Source organism: Cohnella algarum (assembly GCF_016937515.1).
GTDB lineage: Bacteria > Bacillota > Bacilli > Paenibacillales > Paenibacillaceae > Cohnella > Cohnella algarum.
Genome location: NZ_JAFHKM010000002.1, coordinates 279,162 through 296,579 on the forward strand (window position 1 = coordinate 279,162; position 17,418 = coordinate 296,579).

17 protein-coding genes and 1 pseudogene are annotated in these 17,418 nt (G+C 58.0%); 1 reads left to right on the forward strand and 17 read right to left on the reverse strand.

Annotated features, from left to right (window positions below; all coding sequences use genetic code 11):
• Positions 1-101 precede the first annotated feature (101 nt).
• From JW799_RS28180 to ilvB, 12 genes and pseudogenes are all read right to left on the reverse strand, one after another.
• A complete protein-coding gene (locus JW799_RS28180; RefSeq protein WP_240353117.1) occupies positions 102-350 on the reverse strand; it encodes an ATP-binding protein in 249 nt (82 codons plus the stop codon).
• Positions 351-355: 5 nt separating this feature from the next.
• Positions 356-1,480, reverse strand: coding sequence for a histidine kinase dimerization/phospho-acceptor domain-containing protein (locus JW799_RS01285; RefSeq protein WP_240353118.1), 1,125 nt, complete (start codon positions 1,478-1,480; stop codon positions 356-358).
• 142 nt (positions 1,481-1,622) lie between these two features.
• The gene (locus JW799_RS01290) at positions 1,623-3,080 is read right to left on the reverse strand and encodes an anti-sigma-I factor RsgI family protein (RefSeq protein WP_205428363.1); all 1,458 of its coding nucleotides are present in this window, start codon (positions 3,078-3,080) and stop codon (positions 1,623-1,625) included.
• A complete protein-coding gene (gene sigI, locus JW799_RS01295) occupies positions 3,077-3,889 on the reverse strand; it encodes an RNA polymerase sigma-I factor (RefSeq protein WP_205428365.1) in 813 nt (270 codons plus the stop codon). The genes JW799_RS01290 and sigI overlap by 4 nt, the downstream gene beginning before the upstream one ends.
• Before the next feature lie 138 nt (positions 3,890-4,027).
• Positions 4,028-4,453 (reverse strand): hypothetical protein, encoded by a 426-nt coding sequence (locus tag JW799_RS01300; RefSeq protein WP_080836450.1) that lies wholly within the window; start codon positions 4,451-4,453, stop codon positions 4,028-4,030.
• Between the two features lie 180 nt (positions 4,454-4,633).
• A complete protein-coding gene (locus tag JW799_RS01305) occupies positions 4,634-5,182 on the reverse strand; it encodes a peroxiredoxin (RefSeq protein WP_080836448.1) in 549 nt (182 codons plus the stop codon).
• A gap of 123 nt (positions 5,183-5,305) precedes the next feature.
• The gene (gene leuB / locus JW799_RS01310) at positions 5,306-6,385 is read right to left on the reverse strand and encodes a 3-isopropylmalate dehydrogenase (protein WP_080836446.1); all 1,080 of its coding nucleotides are present in this window, start codon (positions 6,383-6,385) and stop codon (positions 5,306-5,308) included.
• 232 nt (positions 6,386-6,617) lie between these two features.
• A complete protein-coding gene (locus JW799_RS01315; RefSeq protein WP_080836444.1) occupies positions 6,618-7,811 on the reverse strand; it encodes an aminotransferase-like domain-containing protein in 1,194 nt (397 codons plus the stop codon).
• A 101-nt stretch (positions 7,812-7,912) separates the two neighbouring features.
• The gene (locus tag JW799_RS01320; protein ID WP_205428367.1) at positions 7,913-9,463 is read right to left on the reverse strand and encodes a 2-isopropylmalate synthase; all 1,551 of its coding nucleotides are present in this window, start codon (positions 9,461-9,463) and stop codon (positions 7,913-7,915) included.
• 143 nt (positions 9,464-9,606) lie between these two features.
• Entirely contained in the window at positions 9,607-10,599 is a 993-nt protein-coding gene (gene ilvC / locus JW799_RS01325; protein ID WP_080836439.1) for a ketol-acid reductoisomerase, read from the reverse strand.
• 147 nt (positions 10,600-10,746) lie between these two features.
• Positions 10,747-11,232, reverse strand: coding sequence for an acetolactate synthase small subunit (gene ilvN, locus JW799_RS01330; protein WP_080836436.1), 486 nt, complete (start codon positions 11,230-11,232; stop codon positions 10,747-10,749).
• Positions 11,229-12,972: pseudogene (gene ilvB / locus JW799_RS01335) on the reverse strand (biosynthetic-type acetolactate synthase large subunit). Before ilvB ends, ilvN begins: the two are co-directional and overlap by 4 nt.
• A 534-nt stretch (positions 12,973-13,506) precedes the next feature.
• Between ilvB and JW799_RS01340 the strand changes: the two are divergent.
• The gene (locus JW799_RS01340; RefSeq protein WP_080836432.1) at positions 13,507-13,947 is read left to right on the forward strand and encodes a GNAT family N-acetyltransferase; all 441 of its coding nucleotides are present in this window, start codon (positions 13,507-13,509) and stop codon (positions 13,945-13,947) included.
• A 10-nt stretch (positions 13,948-13,957) separates the two neighbouring features.
• Here the strand turns inward: JW799_RS01340 and JW799_RS01345 are convergent, their stop codons facing one another.
• The 5 genes from JW799_RS01345 to JW799_RS01365 form a co-directional block, all read right to left on the reverse strand.
• Entirely contained in the window at positions 13,958-14,239 is a 282-nt protein-coding gene (locus JW799_RS01345) for a 50S ribosomal protein L33 (protein ID WP_080836430.1), read from the reverse strand.
• A gap of 265 nt (positions 14,240-14,504) precedes the next feature.
• On the reverse strand, positions 14,505-14,864 hold the full coding sequence (gene rplT, locus JW799_RS01350) for a 50S ribosomal protein L20 (protein WP_080836428.1): 360 nt from the start codon (positions 14,862-14,864) through the stop codon (positions 14,505-14,507).
• 55 nt (positions 14,865-14,919) lie between these two features.
• On the reverse strand, positions 14,920-15,120 hold the full coding sequence (gene rpmI, locus JW799_RS01355; RefSeq protein ID WP_080836426.1) for a 50S ribosomal protein L35: 201 nt from the start codon (positions 15,118-15,120) through the stop codon (positions 14,920-14,922).
• Between the two features lie 18 nt (positions 15,121-15,138).
• Complete coding sequence (infC, locus tag JW799_RS01360) at positions 15,139-15,723, reverse strand: translation initiation factor IF-3 (protein ID WP_240353462.1); 585 nt, start codon at positions 15,721-15,723, stop codon at positions 15,139-15,141.
• Positions 15,724-16,041: 318 nt separating this feature from the next.
• On the reverse strand, positions 16,042-17,388 hold the full coding sequence (locus JW799_RS01365) for an ISLre2-like element ISTco1 family transposase (protein ID WP_080836672.1): 1,347 nt from the start codon (positions 17,386-17,388) through the stop codon (positions 16,042-16,044).
• Positions 17,389-17,418: the final 30 nt, after the last annotated feature.

The window sequence follows — 17,418 nt, forward strand, 5'->3', positions numbered from 1 at the left end:
TTTAAGCCCCCTCCTTCGACTTTGCCTCAATCCGTTTAAATTTTCGACATCATGTTAGTTTGCGCCGAATTTGCCGAAAAAAGCCGCGGCGCGCAGCGAATCTAAACCTGATCCTCCACAAGCGGCAAATAAATAATAAATTCCGTGCCCTCATTCAGTTCGCTGTCGACCTGGATCGTGCCGCCATGATTGCGGATAATCCGATAGCTCACCGACATGCCGAGACCGGTTCCTTCCTGTTTGGTCGTGAAAAAGGGATCGAACAGCTTCGTCATCGTGAGCCGGTCCATTCCTTTGCCGTTATCGCGGATCCGAATGACGGCGTAGCGGTTTTCCCGGTTGGCGGACATTTGAATCAGTCCGTTGCGGTTGTCGCCCGCCCCTGGATCGCATCCATCGAGTTTTTCATAATGTTCAGCAGCACTTGCTTGATCTGCTTGACGTCGATGGCGATCTGAATGGCCGGATCGAAGATTTCGCACTTCAGTTCGCAGCCTTTCATATTGGCTTCGCTTTCGAACAGCAAAATCGATTCCTTCAGCAGCATGCCGACCGAAATCCGCTGCTTCATCGGAGCGGAAGGCTTCGACGAATTCAGAAACTCGAAAATGATGTCGTTGGCGCGGTCGATCTCGGATAAAATGATGCGAACGTATTCCTGCTTGCCGATCGTCTCCAAATACGGCTTCAGCAATTGGATAAAACCGCGTATCGAGGTTAAAGGATTGCGAACTTCGTGCGCGATGGACGCGGCGATTTTGCCGAGCATGGCGAGCTTGTCGTTTTGAAACGCGGACTGCTCGATTTGCTTGTATTCGGACACGTCCTTGACGCTGACCAGGTAATCCCCGTCCAATTCGTCGATTTGCGTAATGCTGATCAGCAGAAAACGGCCTTGCGAATCCTGAAACTCCCCATAGTTCCTGCGATAGTACAGCATATCTTTGTACATCCGCACGAAAATCGCCCGAACGGACTTGCGCAATGCCGGATGGAACATCAGCTGGCGCAGCGAATTGCCGATCAACGCGTTGCGCGGGGCCTGCATCAAACGGGACATCTGAACGTTCAAAAAACGTAGATTTCCCTCCGAATCGAAAAGAGCGATTCCGCTGTCCATATGCTGCAAAATCGTCTCGAATTTACTCGGACGAACTTCTTCGATCGGAAGCGACTGAATGGCGGCTTCCTTCAGACGCCTCATTTCGGCCCCTTCCTGACCGGCCGCGGCTTCGGGAAGCCTCATCGAAGTCAGAATTTCCATCAGGAAAAGCAGGGACCGGTGCATGAGCGCAACCCGATCTTCCGCTTCGGCGTTGGAAAGCAAGTACTTCAAGCTCTCCTCATGATGGCTGAGGAGTTCATCGGTGGGTACTCCTTGCAGATGCTGCAGCAATTCCGCTTTTTCCGCAAAAGAGCCTGCTTTCCCCAGCGCGAATTCCGCCAAGGCCGGAAAATAGCGAGTTTTCCACCTCTTCATGAACGACTCCTCCCGATTTCTCGTCTATCGACAGGTTCGTATTGCCAAAAAATCACATTAATCATAGCTATGGATGAAACATCCTGTCAATGAGAGATCGTGTCGTTCGATGTAGAATGAAGACTGATCGCCGTTTTCTTCCTTAGCGCTCGCTCCGGTTCGAATTCCCGTGTTCCTTCCGGCCGCGGTTCTCGCCGGATTCCTTGCGGTCGTCCTCGTTTTCCGCCTTCCGGCCTCCCTCCGATCCGGAGCCGCTCCCGCCCCGGTTTGACGAACTCCATTGCCCGTTCGCGTTCTCGCCGCTCGTCCCCCCGCTCCCGGATGGCTGCCGGACCTGTTCGTTATGGCCGACGCCGTTTCGGCGGTTGCCGCTCGGACTTTCGTTTCGGTTGTCGTCTCGGTTGTCGTTTTGGTTATCGTTGCGATTGCCATTCTCTTTCCCGGTCGGGGCGCCGTTCGGTTTTTCGGTCGGATCGCCGTTCCCGCCCTGTCCGTTTGGCCGTTGCCCGCGGTTATCCGGCTGCTGCCGGTTCTCTTCCTTGTCCCGGCTATTCTCGCGCTCTTCGCCCTTTTGCCCGGCCGGCTTCGGAGTCCCGGATTGGACGTCGGTCTGCCCGCCATCCTCGCGCTGCTCCGGCTCCTCCTGACGGTGCTGCCGATCGGTTGCCCGCCGCTCGTCGCGCTGCTTCTTGTCCTCTTCAACTTTGGCCTTCGACGCTTCGACGAGCGCCTTCCATTCGTCCTTGCCCTTTTCCTTGTCCGCGGAGGCCGATTCGCTCTCGGTTCCGGCTTCGTTTCCGGTTGCGCTCCCGTTTTCGTTTCCGGTTCCCGCCAGCACCCGATCGACGCCGCCCCAGTCGCTCGCGATCGTTTTCAACGATTCGCGCCTCAGCGTCTCAAGCGGTACCTCGTGCCCCTGGCTTTCCGCTTTCAGCCAGAACGCCATCTTGCCGGCCGACACGCCGCTTTTGATCGCTTCTTCCCTTACCTCCTCGGGGACCGACACGACCGTAATTTCCGGAAGCTGCTCCGCCCCTTCGGACGCTTGCCGGGCCGCCTGCCGGATCGCTTCCTCGATTTCGCCGATCACTTCCGCTTCCCAATCGACGTCGACTTTCCCGACCGCTACGCTGGCCAGCACGACTTCTCCGTCCGCGCTTAGCAGCTTTCGGGAAGCGAGCTCCGCGGCGAGCCGCGCCGTCACTTCCGCCACCGGCTTCCCCTTGTAATCCGCGACAGCTTCGACGATCGGACGCGCGTCCCCGTTGATCGCATGCAGCTCCCGAACGTTTTCGTTGCTGTCGAGACCGAACTCAACGCTCGGATTGACATCCATCGTCACGTAAGCCACGACCGGCGGCGTTCGGAACGCCCACAATCCGACCAGCAGAAGAACAAGCGCAGCCGCGGAGGCGCATGAAGCGAACACGCGCTTGCGATTCGCAAAAAAGCCCCGATCCGCCGCTTGAAGCTCGGATTCCCATTCGATTTCGTCGCCGATTCGAAAATGAGGCCGGCGTCTGATGCGAACGAAACGGCCGCCGGGCGCAAGCGCGATCGCTTCCTTTTTCTCCAAAGACATAATGACGGCCCGCTTCATTCCGACGCTCCCCCTTTATCCTCCGGCTCCTCTTCCTCTATGTACGGCTTCAGCCATCCGTACGGCCCTCCCGCGATAAGGGCGACCGCGATCAAATACTTCCGGTTGCGCTCCAGCGTTTTTCTCGATACGCGTTCCTTTTCGCACAGCTCCTTGAGGGGCAGCTGACGCTTTTCTTTAAGCAAGGCAAATAAATCGGGCGTTTCAGCCAGCCTCCGGCCGATGCCCAGCAGCAGCTTGCGCGAATCGTAATGCTTCGGGGAATGATCGCTCAATTCCGCAAATCGGATGCCGAAGCCCGCCAGTTCCTCGGCCAGCGCCTCGATTTCCTCCCGGCGCGCGGCTTTTTCCCGATCGAGATCGTATGCCGCCAGCGCCTCTTTCGACTCGAGCCTCGTTAGCGGAGACAGCCCCTCGTCTTCTCCCGCGCTCTCCATCGCGCTGAACGGGACAAGCGCTGCATGCCGCTCCTCCTTGCGCGCAAAATCGATCAAGCGCCTCGTCATCACCTGCGCGGCGAAGCTGAGAAATTTTCCGCCCGATTCGGGGGAGTACCCGTTTATGGCTTCGTCGAACGCCGTGAGCGCCACGCTGTATTCGTCATCCCGCGAAGGATCGATATAGCGTTTGCTGAAGCGGCTGGCGGTTTTCAAAATAAAAGGACGGTATTGTTGGATCAAATCATTGCGGAGTTCTTCGTTTCCCAGTTGAATGGATGCAACGGCTTCTTCCGGCGATTGGCCGACGGACGCACTGTCCGCGTTGAAGCGCGAGCGTCCGACCCATCTTCTCCACAGTGCGAGCAGCAAAAACTCACCCCACAACTACAAAATTCGAACGTCGATCCTTTTATGAGCGGGTACCCCGCTTTATGCATGCAGAAAAATCGCCCCGCACCGCGGCGCTGCCGACCAGTGGGGGCGATCAACACTTCCGTATTCCATCGGCTAATGAGCGCCGCCGCTCGTTCGCTTGAGCCTCAGCTTATGGCGGCGCTGGGCCAGCATGCCGAGACGGCGCTTGAGCTGCTGCTCCCATTCCGCGTCTTCCAGTTCCTTCGCAAACGTAAGCAAATCCAAGGCCATATCGATCTGATACTGAACGACGTAAAGCGGATCCTCATCCTCGTTGTTCACACAGTTTTCGTGGAGGGCTTTATCCGATTCGTCCACGTAGTCTTGAAAATCGACTTCGGATGCTCCGTCGCCGTGCGCGTACTCGGCCAAAATTTCGTATTCGTTCTCGACCAGATAATGAACCTCGACCCTGTGGCAAACCGGACAAAACAAAATGGGGACATTATGGATTCGCGTTCTGTAATGCTTCAGCGTCCCCTTCGTGCCGATCATGCTGGCTCCGCAGCAAAAACTCATCGATACCCCTCCCCGTTCCGCGCGTTTGGATGATTTTATTCACTATATTCTCTTTGCGAATATAGAATTCCTGCCGATAAATCGCATGCCGCTATTCTTCATTTTGACGTATTTTGTCGGGAAAAGCAAAGGCGCATGCATCATGCATGCGCCTTTGCCGATATGAAAGTTAAACATTCATTATTTGGCAACCAGGTGCTTGTCCCCCGGTTTCCAGTTCATCGGGCACAGACCGCCGGATTGAAGCGCTTGAAGCACGCGGAGCGTTTCTTCGACGCTGCGGCCTACGTCGTTATGGTTGACGACCTGGTATTTCAGTTCGCCTTCCGGATCGATGATGAACAGGCCGCGCAGAGCGACGCCTTCTTCTTCGATCAGGACGCCGTAGTCCTTCGCCGTCTTCTTCGTAATGTCGGCAGCGAGCGGGAAGTTCAGCTTGCCGAGACCGTTGTCGTTAACCGGCGTGTTGATCCAGGCGCGGTGGCTGTGGATGCTGTCCACGCTGACGCCGAGAATTTCGGTGTTCAGCGCTTTGAATTGGTCGGCCGCTTCGGAAAGAGCGGTAATTTCCGTCGGGCAAACGAACGTGAAGTCCAGCGGGTAGAAGAAAAATACGAGCCATTTGCCTTTGTAATCGGAAAGGGACGCTTTGCCGAAGCCTTGTCCGTCGCCAAGAGCCGTTTCAAGGTTGAAATCCGGAGCCGGGCGACCTACCAAACGTTCTGCCATTATGGATTACCTCCTACTTTTCCGGCCTTGTGGCCGGGCTTATGTCTATTCCAATCCTACCATCATTGAGAAAGAAAATCAATATGGAACGATTACTTATTTAGAATAAATACAAACAAGTGATCAGCGTGCCATGGCCGCGACGATCAGGTCGCCCATTGCCGTCGTGCCGATCGCTTTGCTCTTGTCGACCGCGATGTCGCCCGTGCGGTGGCCGGCGTCAAGCACTTGCTTCACGGCGTTTTCGATGACGTTGCCCGCTTCCTCGAAACCGAAGGTGAGCTTGAACATAAGCGCGACCGACAGAATCGTCGCGATCGGGTTGGAAATGCCTTGGCCCGCGATATCGGGAGCGGAGCCGTGCACCGGCTCGTACAGGCCGAAGCTGCCTTCGCCGAGCGACGCGGAGGACAGCATGCCGATGGAGCCGGTCAGCATGGCGGCTTCGTCGCTCAGGATGTCTCCGAACATGTTCTCCGTCACGATGACGTCGAAGCTCGACGGGCGGCGCAGCAATTGCATCGCGCAGTTGTCGACCAGCACGTGCTCCAGCTCGACGTCCGGATATTCCGGCGCGATGCGGTTCACCGTTTCCCGCCATAGACGGGACGTCTCCAGTACGTTCGCCTTGTCGACGGAGGCGAGACGCTTGCTGCGTTTTTGCGCGATTTCGAACGCCTGGCGAACGATCCGCTCCACTTCCGCTACGTTATAAACGCACGTATCGACGGCTTCTTGTCCGCCCGCGCCCTCGCGGCGGAACTTCTCGCCGAAGTAGATGCCGCCCGTCAGCTCGCGCACGACGATCAGATCGGTGCCTTCCAGCACTTCGGGCTTCAGCGTGGAAGCGTCTTTCAGGCAGTCGAACACGACGGCCGGACGGATGTTGGAAAACAGGCCGAGCGCTTTGCGGATGCCCAGCAAGCCGGTTTCCGGACGAAGCTCCTTCGGATTGTTGTCCCATTTCGGGCCGCCGACGGCGCCGAGCAGCACGGCGTCCGCTTTTTGGCAAATTTCCAGCGTCTCCTGCGGCAGCGGCGTTCCTTTCTCGTCGATCGCGATGCCGCCGAACAGGCCGTATTCCAGTTCGAATTTGTAGCCGAACAGCTCTTCCGTTTTTTTCAATACTTTGACCGCTTCCGCCACGACCTCGGGGCCGATTCCGTCCCCGGGGATGACGGCGATTTTTTTCACTTCTGCCATAATTGCGATTCACTCCCGTTTTCCATAAGATTTACGTGTCCGAGACTCTCCATTCATTTGTAGCACATTTCCTCTGAGAGGCAAAATAGATAAATCCTATTGTTTTCATATTCGGGAACTATAACCGATCCAGCGCGCGTGCCAAACCCGGCCGAACGGGGAGCAGGCCCTTATCGCCCGGCTGTAGGGCCGGCGAGGCGGCCTGCCGCCGCCCATTAACGAATTCCCACGATCAGACGAGCACGCTCTCGATCGCGCGCGTCATTTTTTCCATGCCGGAAATCGTGGCGTCGTAGTCGTTGTGCGTAAAATTCATCCGCATGCAGTTCGTCGGCGCGTTTTCCGCGAAGAAGGTTACGCCCGGCACGAAAGCGACGCCCAGCTCGACGCATGTTTTAAGCAGCTCCGTCGTATTGACCGATTCCGGGAATTCCAGCCAGAAAAACATGCCGCCCTTCGGCTCCTGCCATTTCACCCCGGGCCAATCGTGCTTCTTCAGCAGGTCGGCCATTTGCCGCATCCGCGCCTCGTACTCCTTCCGGACAAACTCGATATGGCCGTCCAGATCGAAATGCGCAAGCAATTGGTACAGCGTCTGCTGGTCGAGCGAGCTCGAATGCAAATCGGCGGCTTGCTTGGCCTGCGACATCGCGCGGATCAGCTTCGAATCGCCGATGACCCAGCCGGTGCGAAGCGCGGGCGCGACCGTCTTGGAGAACGTGCTCGTGTACACGACGCACGAGTTATCCGTTTGCTCGTCCAGCGACAGGATCGACGGGTACGTGCGGGATGCGTCTCCGAATTTCAGCTCGCCGTACGGGTCGTCCTCGAGAATGAGCGTGTCCGAAGCCCGGCATGCCTCCAGCACGGCGCGGCGGCGCTCCTCGCTCCATACCTTTCCCGTCGGATTCGAAAAGGTCGGGATGACGTAAAACATTTTCGGCTTGTGCTGCTTGATTTTCGCCGCCAGATCGTCCAAATCCGGGCCGTCCAGGTCCGCGTCGACCGAAATCGGCACGGCGCCGTAGGAGCGGAACACCTGCAGCGCCGACAAGTAGGTCGGGCGCTCGACGAGAATGACATCGCCCGGGTCGATGTAAATCCGGGTCAGCAAATCGATCGCCTGCTGGGAGCCGGTCGTCAGCAGCATGTTTTCGGGCTTCGCCTTCACGCCTTTGCGGGCCATCCGGTCGCACAGCGCTTCCCGGAGCGGCATATACCCTTCGGTCAGCCCGTATTGCAGCGCTTTGTTGCCCTGCTCCATGACGCGACCGAACGCTTCGCTGACCGCCGCGACGGGAAAGTGCTCCTCCGCGGGCAAGCCTCCGGCAAACGAGATGATCGAATTGCCCTGCGTCAGCTTCAAAATTTCGCGCACCGCCGAAGAGGAGAAGCTCCCCAGCTTGGCGGAAAACCGATAATTCATGTAAGGGTTCCTCTTTTCGTGGCAAAATGGGCGAAGCCCCCGCTTGCCGGGGACCTCGCAGCCGAAAAGGATAAACGTGAAATTCAGCCTTTACGGTTCGTTTAAATGAGCGTCACGTTGTCGCGGCGGGCGCGCGTCGGCGCGTTTCGCTTGTCGATCAGGCGATTGAGCGCGTCGACGTAGGCGCGGGCGCTCGCCTCGAGGATGTCGGTGCTGACGCCGCGGCCCTGCGCGCTTACTTCGCCCTGCCGCAGGACGACGTGAACGTCGCCGAGCGCATCGGTGCCGTCGGTGACGGATTTGATCGTGTAATCGTCGAGGACGACTTCTTCCTTCGTCAGCTCGTCGATCGCGCGGTAAATCGCGTCGACCGAACCGTTGCCGACCGCTTTCGTCTCGATTGGGCCGCCGTCCGTTTGGAGACGGACGGTTGCCTCCGGTCCTTTGCGGCTGTCGAAGGCGATGACCAGTTGGTCGAGCGCGTACACTTCCGGCGTATCGACCATCTTCTCTTCCATCAGCGCGATGATGTCTTCGTTGCTGACGTCTTTCTTGCGGTCGGCCAAATCCTTGAACTTGCCGAAAGCGGCGTTCAGCTGATCCCCGGTCAGGTTTTCGAAGCCGAGATCGACCAGCTTCTCCCGGAACGCATGGCGGCCGGAATGCTTGCCGAGCACGAGCTTGCTGTCCTTGAGGCCGATCGTCGCCGGGGAGATGATCTCGTACGTCGTCTTCTCCTTCAGCACGCCGTCCTGGTGAATGCCGGACTCGTGGGCGAACGCGTTCGCGCCGACGATCGCTTTGTTGCCGGGAACGACCATGCCCGTCAGCTTGCTGACGAGCCGGCTCGTTTTGGCGATTTCCTGCAGGTTCAGCGTCGTCTTCGCCTGGAAAAATTCGGCCCGCGTATGCAGCGCAAGCGCGACTTCCTCAAGCGCCGTGTTGCCGGCGCGCTCGCCGATGCCGTTGATCGTGCCCTCGATTTGATCGGCTCCGTTCAAAATCGCCGCGAGCGCGTTCGCCGTCGCCATGCCGAGATCGTCGTGGCAGTGCGCGGAAAGCTGGATGCGATCGATGTCCGGCACCTTTTCCTTCAGCGTCTTGAAAATGTTGCCGAACTCTTGCGGCGTCATATAGCCGACCGTATCGGGGATGTTGACGACGGAAACGCCGTTCTTGACGGCAAGCTCAGTCACCTCGCAGAGGAAGTCCAGCTCCGTCCGACCCGCATCCTCGGCGGAAAACTCGATTTTGCTGAAATACTTTTTGGCATATTGAATGGCGCGCTCGGCCGTTTCCAGTACCTGTTCCTTTTCCATCCGGAGCTTGTGCTTGCGGTGAATCGGGGACGTGGCGAGAAAAATATGAATGCAGGGATCCTGCGCGTCCTTCAGCGCGTCGCGCACGGCGTCGATGTCCTGTTCGCGGGAACGCGCAAGTCCGACGATGCTGGCGTTTTTGACGGCTTTCGCCACCGCGTTCACCGCGGCCAGATCGCCGGGGGAAGCGGCCGGAAAGCCGGCTTCGATCCGGTCGACGCCGAGACGCTCCAATTGGTAAGCCATTTCCAATTTCTCTTGGGTGTTCAGGTTGACGCCCGGGGATTGCTCCCCGTCGCGGAGCGTCGTGTCAAAAATATATATTTTTCGCATATGGCAACTGGTTGCCCGCACCTCCTGAAACCGGGATTAAGTTCGGACCGTTCGCTTTTCGTCCGGCCACGAATCGATTATATCATAAACTTGATAAATAACCCCGGCCGAAGCCGGGGTTGTCCATCGCGCTATTGGGGGGATTACTTGTTGATCCAGTGCATCAGGCCGCGAAGCTGGGAACCGACCACTTCGATCGGATGCTCGGCTTCGTTGCGGCGAGTCGCCGTCAGGAACGCGCGTCCGGATTGATTTTCCAGGATGAAGTCGCGGGCGAAGCGGCCGGCTTGGATGTCGGCGAGCACTTCTTTCATCGCTTTTTTCGTTTCGTCGGTCACGATGCGAGGACCGGTTACATAATCGCCGTACTCGGCCGTATTGGAGATCGAGCTGCGCATTGCGGCAAGTCCGCCTTCGTACATCAGGTCGACGATCAGCTTCAGCTCGTGCAAACATTCGAAGTAGGCCATTTCCGGAGCGTAGCCCGCTTCGACGAGCGTTTCGAAACCGGCTTTGACGAGGGCGCTCGCGCCGCCGCACAGAACGGCTTGTTCGCCGAACAGGTCGGTTTCCGTCTCTTCGCGGAACGTCGTTTCGATGACGCCCGCGCGGGTGCAGCCGATGCCTTTGGCATAGGCCATGCCGATTTCGAACGCTTTGCCGGTGCCGTTTTGGTGGATGGCGATCAGGCCGGGAACGCCGAAGCCTTCGACGTACGTGCGGCGAACCAGGTGGCCCGGCGATTTCGGAGCGACGAGCAGAACGTCGGCGTCGGCCGGCGCGACGATTTGGCCGAAGTGCACGTTGAAGCCGTGGGAGAACATCAGGGCCGCGCCTTTTTTGAGGTTCGGCTCGATTTCGTTTTTGTAGACGGCGGCTTGCGTTTCGTCCGGCATCAAAATTTGCACGACGTCCGCTTTGCGGGTCGCGTCGGCGACGGACAGCACTTCGAAGCCGTCGTTGCGGGCCGCTTCCGCGGATTTGCCTTCGCGAAGACCGATGATGACGGACAGGCCGCTGTCGCGCAGGTTTTGCGCTTGAGCGTGGCCTTGGCTGCCGTAGCCGATGACGGCGATCGTTTTGCCTTTCAGGGCGCCGAGGTCGGCGTCTTTTTCGTGGAATAACTTAACTGCCATGGAATGTGTTCCTCCTTAAATTGTAAAACCTTTTTATGGCAACCCTCATGGAACGGGCGTCCCAAGAGAGAACCGGCCTTTGTCGGCGGTTCTCTCCTCGAACTCCCGCTCCCTGGGGGAGCGGTCAAAAGCGGGATAAGGCCCCGATTACTTCGCGCCGCGCGTCAAAGCGGTAACGCCGGTGCGGGAAATTTCGCGAATGCCGTACGGCTTCAGCAGCTCGATCATCGCCTCGATCTTTTCCGGATCGCCGACGACCTGGACGATCAGGCTGTTCGGGCTGATGTCGACGACGGCGGCGCGGAACGTCTCGACGACGCCCAAAATCTCCGGCCGGGCCGACGGCTCGGCGGAAACCTTGATCAATCCCAGTTCCCGGCCGACCATCGGATTGGAACCGACGTCGATGACTTTGATGACGTCGATAATTTTGTAAAGCTGCTTTTGAATTTGTTCGAGCGTGTGCTCGTCGCCGCTCGTCACGATGACCATGCGGGACAGCCCCGGCTCTTCCGAACTTCCTACGGTAATGCTTTCGATATTGAAGCCGCGTCTGCCGAACAGGCCGGACACCCGCTGCAGAACGCCCGGCTGGTCGTTGACGAGAATCGCGATCGTATGCTTCCGGTTCATTCCGCATCCCCCATGATCATTTGGTCGATCGAACTGCCCTGCGGCACCATCGGATAAACGTTCTCTCCCTTGCGGACGACGAATTCGACGACCGCCGGGCCCGGGTGCTTCAACGCTTCCTCCCAGGCGCGGCGCGCCTCCTCCTTGTTCGTCGCGCGGAATCCCTTGACGCCGTACGCCTCCGCCAGCTTCACGAAGTCCGGGCTTCCGGACAGGTCGATATGGCTGTAGCGGTTGTCGTAAATGAGCTCCTGCCACTGGCGGACCATGCCGAGCACCTGGTTGTTCAAAATGGCGACCTTGACCGGAATGTTGTTGATCGCGCAAATCGCCAGCTCCTGGGCGCACATCTGCATGCCGCCGTCGCCGTTGATCGAAACGACGGTCCGGTCCGGGTTGCCCATTTGAGCGCCGATCGCCGAAGGGAAACCGAAGCCCATCGTGCCGAGGCCGCCGGACGTTACCCACGAGCGCGGCTTGTTGAACGGATAATATTGCGCCGCCCACATTTGATGCTGGCCGACGTCGGTCGTGACGATGGCGTCGCCCCCGTCGTTTCGTGAATCATCGAAACGACCCACTGCGGCTTCAATTCCGCGCCCGAATCGGAGTACGAGAACGGCTTGGCCGCCTTCCACTCCTGAAGCTGGGCGCGCCAGGCATCCGCTTTCGCCGCCCGCTTCGCGCTTTCGTTCGCGAGTTGGAGCACGGCTTTGACGTCGCCGACGATCGGAATTTCCGTCGGCACGTTTTTGCCGATTTCGGCGGGATCGATATCGATATGAACGATCCTGGCCTTCGGCGCGAAACCGTCGAGCCGTCCCGTCACGCGATCGTCGAACCGCGCGCCGATGCTGATCAGCAGGTCCGCGTTCTGAATCGCGGTGTTGGCCGTCCACGTGCCGTGCATGCCCGGGAAGCCGACGTGCAGCTCATGCCCGCTCGGAAAAGCTCCCAGGCCGAGCAGCGTCGTCGTAATCGGAATTTCCGTCTTCGTGACGAATTCGTACAGCTCCTCGTGGGCCCCGGAGTAAACCGCTCCGCCGCCGACCAGCAGCAGCGGTCGTTCGGCTTGCTCGATCGCGCGCAACATTTTGTCCACTTGCATCTTCTTCGGCTGCACCGTCGGGTTGTAGCCGCGCAGCTGGACGGAATTGACGGGCTGGAACAGCGCCTTTTGCGCGGACACGTCTTTCGGGATGTCGATCAAAACCGGGCCTTTGCGGCCGGTGTTCGCGATGTGGAACGCCTCGTGAATGACGCGAGGCAGGTCCTCGACCTTGCGGACCAGGTAGCTGTGCTTCGTAATCGGCATCGTGATGCCGACGATATCGGCTTCCTGGAATGCGTCCGTGCCGATCAGGGTCGTCGCGACGTTGCCGGTGATGACGACGAGCGGCACCGAATCCATATAAGCCGTCGCAATCCCGGTAACCAGGTTCGTCGCCCCCGGCCCCGAAGTGGCGATGCAGACGCCGACCTTGCCGGTGCTCCTCGCGTAGCCGTCGGCCGCGTGAATCGCCCCTGCTCGTGACGGGTCAGCAAATGTTTAAAATCGTCGAAGCCGTACATGGCGTCGTAAATATAAAGCACGGCGCCGCCGGGGTATCCGAAGACGCACTCCACACCCTCCAGCAGCAAACTTCTCAGGAGCATTTCCGAACCGGTAATGACTTCCGGTTTGCTCCATTTTTCAATCAGCTCTTCTTTGGACTTCAGCGTGGCACTTTGCGCGCTCATCCGTCATCCTCCTTTCATCGATTCAAATCCTCTGTCAAAACAAAAAACCTCTCGTCCCGAACATTCAAATGAAATGTTCAGGGACGAAAGGTTGTTCCTTCCGCGGTACCACCCGGATTTGCCGCTCATCTCGCGATGAAGGCCTCATAAAGTACGGTTGCCGACTTGAGCGCTCAAGGGACAACTTCATACTTCGGGCGCGATAACGTGCGCCATCCCGATTCCCCCTACAACGCCGGCATGCGGCGGTTCAGGCGAACAGCTCCAAGGAGACCCAGCGTACAGGGATTAAGGCATCGGTCTCAGCATTCCCGACGCTCTCTGAGCATAAGAGCCCTCGCGCTTCTTCCTCTTCACGGCCATTAAATGTTCGGTCGATGTAGCTCTAATTATATTCTTCACGGAAGCGTTCGTCAATACACGAATCGGACGCGCGGGAAAATTAGCGGGACACGTTTGCGAAGCCCCGATCATACGATGTATCGACCGGCGGAAGATGACGACCGGCAAGCAACCGATTGACGGAGGCGCCCCATGATTCGTTGGAAGCGTAAAGGAGACAACCCGGGCATCATTCGGCTTGTCCGCGCCCAGCTCGTTCCGATTTCTCCCTGGTACGACGAACGCGACAAAAACCTCGACGGGATCATCGCCCGGCGAATCCGCGGCGGGTATACGTTCGTCGTTTCGCGCGTCAGAAGCGGCGCTCCGATCGCCTTCGTTCATTTTATCGTGCGCGGCGAATTGCTGTTCATCGATCTGCTTGCGGTCGACGGCGCATCCCAAGGCCGGGGCTGGGGCACCGAGCTTATGCGCCGCGCGGAAAGCTTCGGCCGAAGCCGCGGCTGCTCGCGGGTTCGGCTGTACGTGGACGAGGGCAACGCGAAAGGGCTGCGCTTTTACCTTCGACTCGGCTACGAAACCGTAAGGCATGCCGCGGAACTTCGCGCCATCGAGCTGGCAAAGCCTTTGTAACCGATACGGGTCACCACCACCAGCCGCCGTCGAATCCTCCCCAGCCGCCGAATCCGCCGCCGTACCCGTAAGGACCGAAGCCGTAGAACGGGGCCGTGCCGATCGCCAGCAGATCGAACAGCACGAGCGGCACGAATGCTTTCGTCCGAACCTTCTTGCCTTTCGTCTCCACAACGAGGACGTTGCCGCTGATGCGAACGAGCTTTCCGCTCACTACCGTGCCGTCTTTCCGTTTGGCGTAGATGCGGCGGCCGACAAGCTTAAGGACTTGCTCGCGTGTAACGCGGGACATGAAAGACTCCTCCTTTCCGGGAAGATGAGACCCGCGGTAACCCCGCACCGTCACAAGTCGGTCTGCATCCCCTTTGTCCTACAGCGTATGAGCGCGAAGCCGTCTCGGCTTGCACCCCTGTCCCGCATGGCCAAAAAGGGCGAACGAGCGCATTTCGGCCGCTTCCCTTGCGGCGGCGCGGCTCCCCTCCCTGCAAACGCAAAAAAGCCGCCGCATCCGGCCGCCGGACAGGCGGGGATGCGATGGCTTTTCCGTTAAACGCGTGTTACGCGTTGATTTTCGATTTGGCGACGCCTGCGAGCGAGTTGAACGCGCCGATGTCGTTGACGGCCAGGTCGGCCAGCATCTTGCGGTTCACTTCGATGCCGGCCAGCTTCAGGCCGTGCATCAGCTTGCTGTAGGACAGGCCGTTTTGGCGGGCGGCGGCGTTGATCCGCACGATCCACAGCTTGCGGAAATTGCGTTTCGTTTGACGACGGTCGCGGTATGCGTACGTCAGGGACTTCAGAACTTGCTCGTTGGCTTTTTTGAACAGGCGATGTTTCGCGCCCCAGTAACCTTTTGCCAGTTTCAGGACTCTATTGCGACGGCGGCGCGTTACGAATCCGCCTTTGACTCTTGCCATTTGCCATTACCTCCCGGTACGAATGAATATGCGCTAATTAGGGCCGCGGCGCGGCTTATTTCAGGTTGGCCAGCTGTTGCTGCATGCGGCGAACGTCGCCTTGGGCAACGAGCGGCTGCGTGGAGAGCACGCGTTTTTGACGGCCGGACTTGTGAGCGAGCAAGTGGTTCTTGTACGCTTTGTAGCGTTTGACTTTGCCCGTACCGGTAATCTTGAAGCGGTCTTTCAGACTGCTGTGCGTTTTCATCTTAGGCATCTTTTGTTCCTCCTGTCATCAGTGGCTCTTCGGAGCCAGAATCATAATCATGCTGCGCCCTTCGAGCTTCGGCACGCGTTCGACGACGCAAATGTCGGCCACTTCGCTCGCCACCCGCTCCAGAATCTTCTGGCCGATGTTGGCGTGAGCGATTTCGCGTCCGCGGAACCGCACGGAACATTTGACTTTGTCGCCGTCTTTCAAAAACTTGACTACGTTGCGGAATTTGGTCTGGTAGTCGTGTTCCTCGATGTTCGAGCGGAACCAAACCTCTTTCAGATCTACAATCTTCTGATTCTTCCGGGCTTCCTTCTCTTTCTTCTGCTGCTCGTAACGGAATTTGCCGTAATCCATGATCCGGCATACCGGCGGCTTCGCCTGAGGAGCGATGTTCACGAGATCGAGATTGGCGTCGATGGCGAGCTGCATGGCTTCGCGGAATGGCTTGATTCCGATTTGCTCTCCGTCCGGCCCGACGAGCCGAACTTCCTTCGCCCGGATTTCCTCGTTGATTTGATGATCTTTGCTGATATGTTCCACCTCCAGATTGGACTGGTTGTCATGCGCCAACAACAAAAAAATGCGGGCCCAGAAGACCCACATTCCGCTGCAAACGTTGTGCCGGCAAAGGCGGATTTCCATCCGTCGCAAACCGGACCTCGCTACGCGTACCAGCCGATCGGCATCGGTCAGGTGAGAAGCGGGCGCTTCTGCTTAAGCGTGCTGATTCATTTCGTCACTCGAGTACTATACCATCCCCCGCAGACGTTGTCAACCTTCCGGCAGGCGGGGTCAGTGTCAAGCTAGCGTGGGCAGTCATTTAAGATGCCTGGAACGCGAACCCCGAAGGAACCTCTTCCTTGTAAGCGCTTTGCTTCGTTCTTTCATCAAACACAAGTGATTTGTCAGAATTTTTTGCCGTTATCCGCGAAGTGCTTTGAGTGCCATACCCGTTGTGCTGCTTTGCTTCGGTCCTTGCAGCATGCGAATCATTCCAGCGATACAACCCTTGACCGGTTGCGTCACGTTCTTGAGCAATTGCCGCATGTTTATCGACTGCTGCGGCGTTGCCTGCTTACTCGCTTGTCCTTCAACCGTTCTTACCACCGTGCCCGCTTCTTGAATCCTCATCATCGTCCTCAGCATCGCCCTGACGCCTCGCTCACTCCAACTGTACCCGCCACGCTTCGTCCGCTTGGCGAATATACGCATCTGCGATTCCGCGCTTCCCATCGGGCGCATACCGCTTGTGTCGATCCCCTTCGCCTGGAGTGTTTTTCGGTAGTCGTCCAAATGCTTCTCATGCCGCTTTAGAAATCTTTTATACGGCTTCCAATCCTTCCGGTTCTCTTCCGCTATCTCTTGCTCCGACACGCCTTCCAGGACCGCCATAAGCGCGGCTGCATCCTGTTTGGCCAAAGACCGTCTCACGGTCTCCCACACCTGCGGCAAATGACCAACAAAGCGTTTCAAATCACGCGCCACATGAAAGCGGTCCAGCATGTACAGACATTGGTGAAAGTAGGATGTACATTCCCCGATCCACGCCGCGCCGTCTCCGTTCACCACAAGCCACGTGTTCTCGTCGATTTCGTAACGCTCCACCAGAAAGTCCCCGAACCCTTCCCAGAAGTCGCCGCCGCTCGTATGCAGGTAATGCTGTTTGTTCTTCAGCTGTACCCGCTTGCCGTTCTTCTCCCAGCCTTCGTGTACGACTGCAATTGCGTTCTCCATCCCGCGCTTTTTGCTCCGCTGCAGCTTCGTGTACAGCCCATCCACTTCCACGAACAGCACGCGGGCAGCGCGCCGTTTCACCGCTGGCATCGGCTGTTGCGCACGCTCCATCAGTTTTTCCCTGATCGCTTGGTGGCTCAGCACATTGTAGCCCAAAAGCTGCTCCAGCCTCTTTGCGCTGTCCCGGTACGACGGTCCTTGGCTTGCGAATGCGATTGCTGTCTCTTCCAAATGCGGACTGACTTTCCCGCGCCCTTCGAATTGCAACAGCTGATCCAGCAGATACACGTGTTTGCCGCTTCTACGGTCACAGTACAATCTCCGCTTAAAGCGCACATTCCCGAACACTGTGTTGACGCTTGTTTCACGCTCGTCCTTTACTCGATAACGCTCTCGGTCCCGTTGCTCCAGGATCTGCTGATCCAGCGCCTCCAGTACCTGCTTCATCGCACGAGCGAATTCCTCCTGCATTTTCCGGAAAATCCATTGCTCAATCTCTTTCATCGTCGGCATTGTTGTGGTAAAGTGGCTCACAGGAGCTTCCTCCTTCTTGGTGTGTTGTGC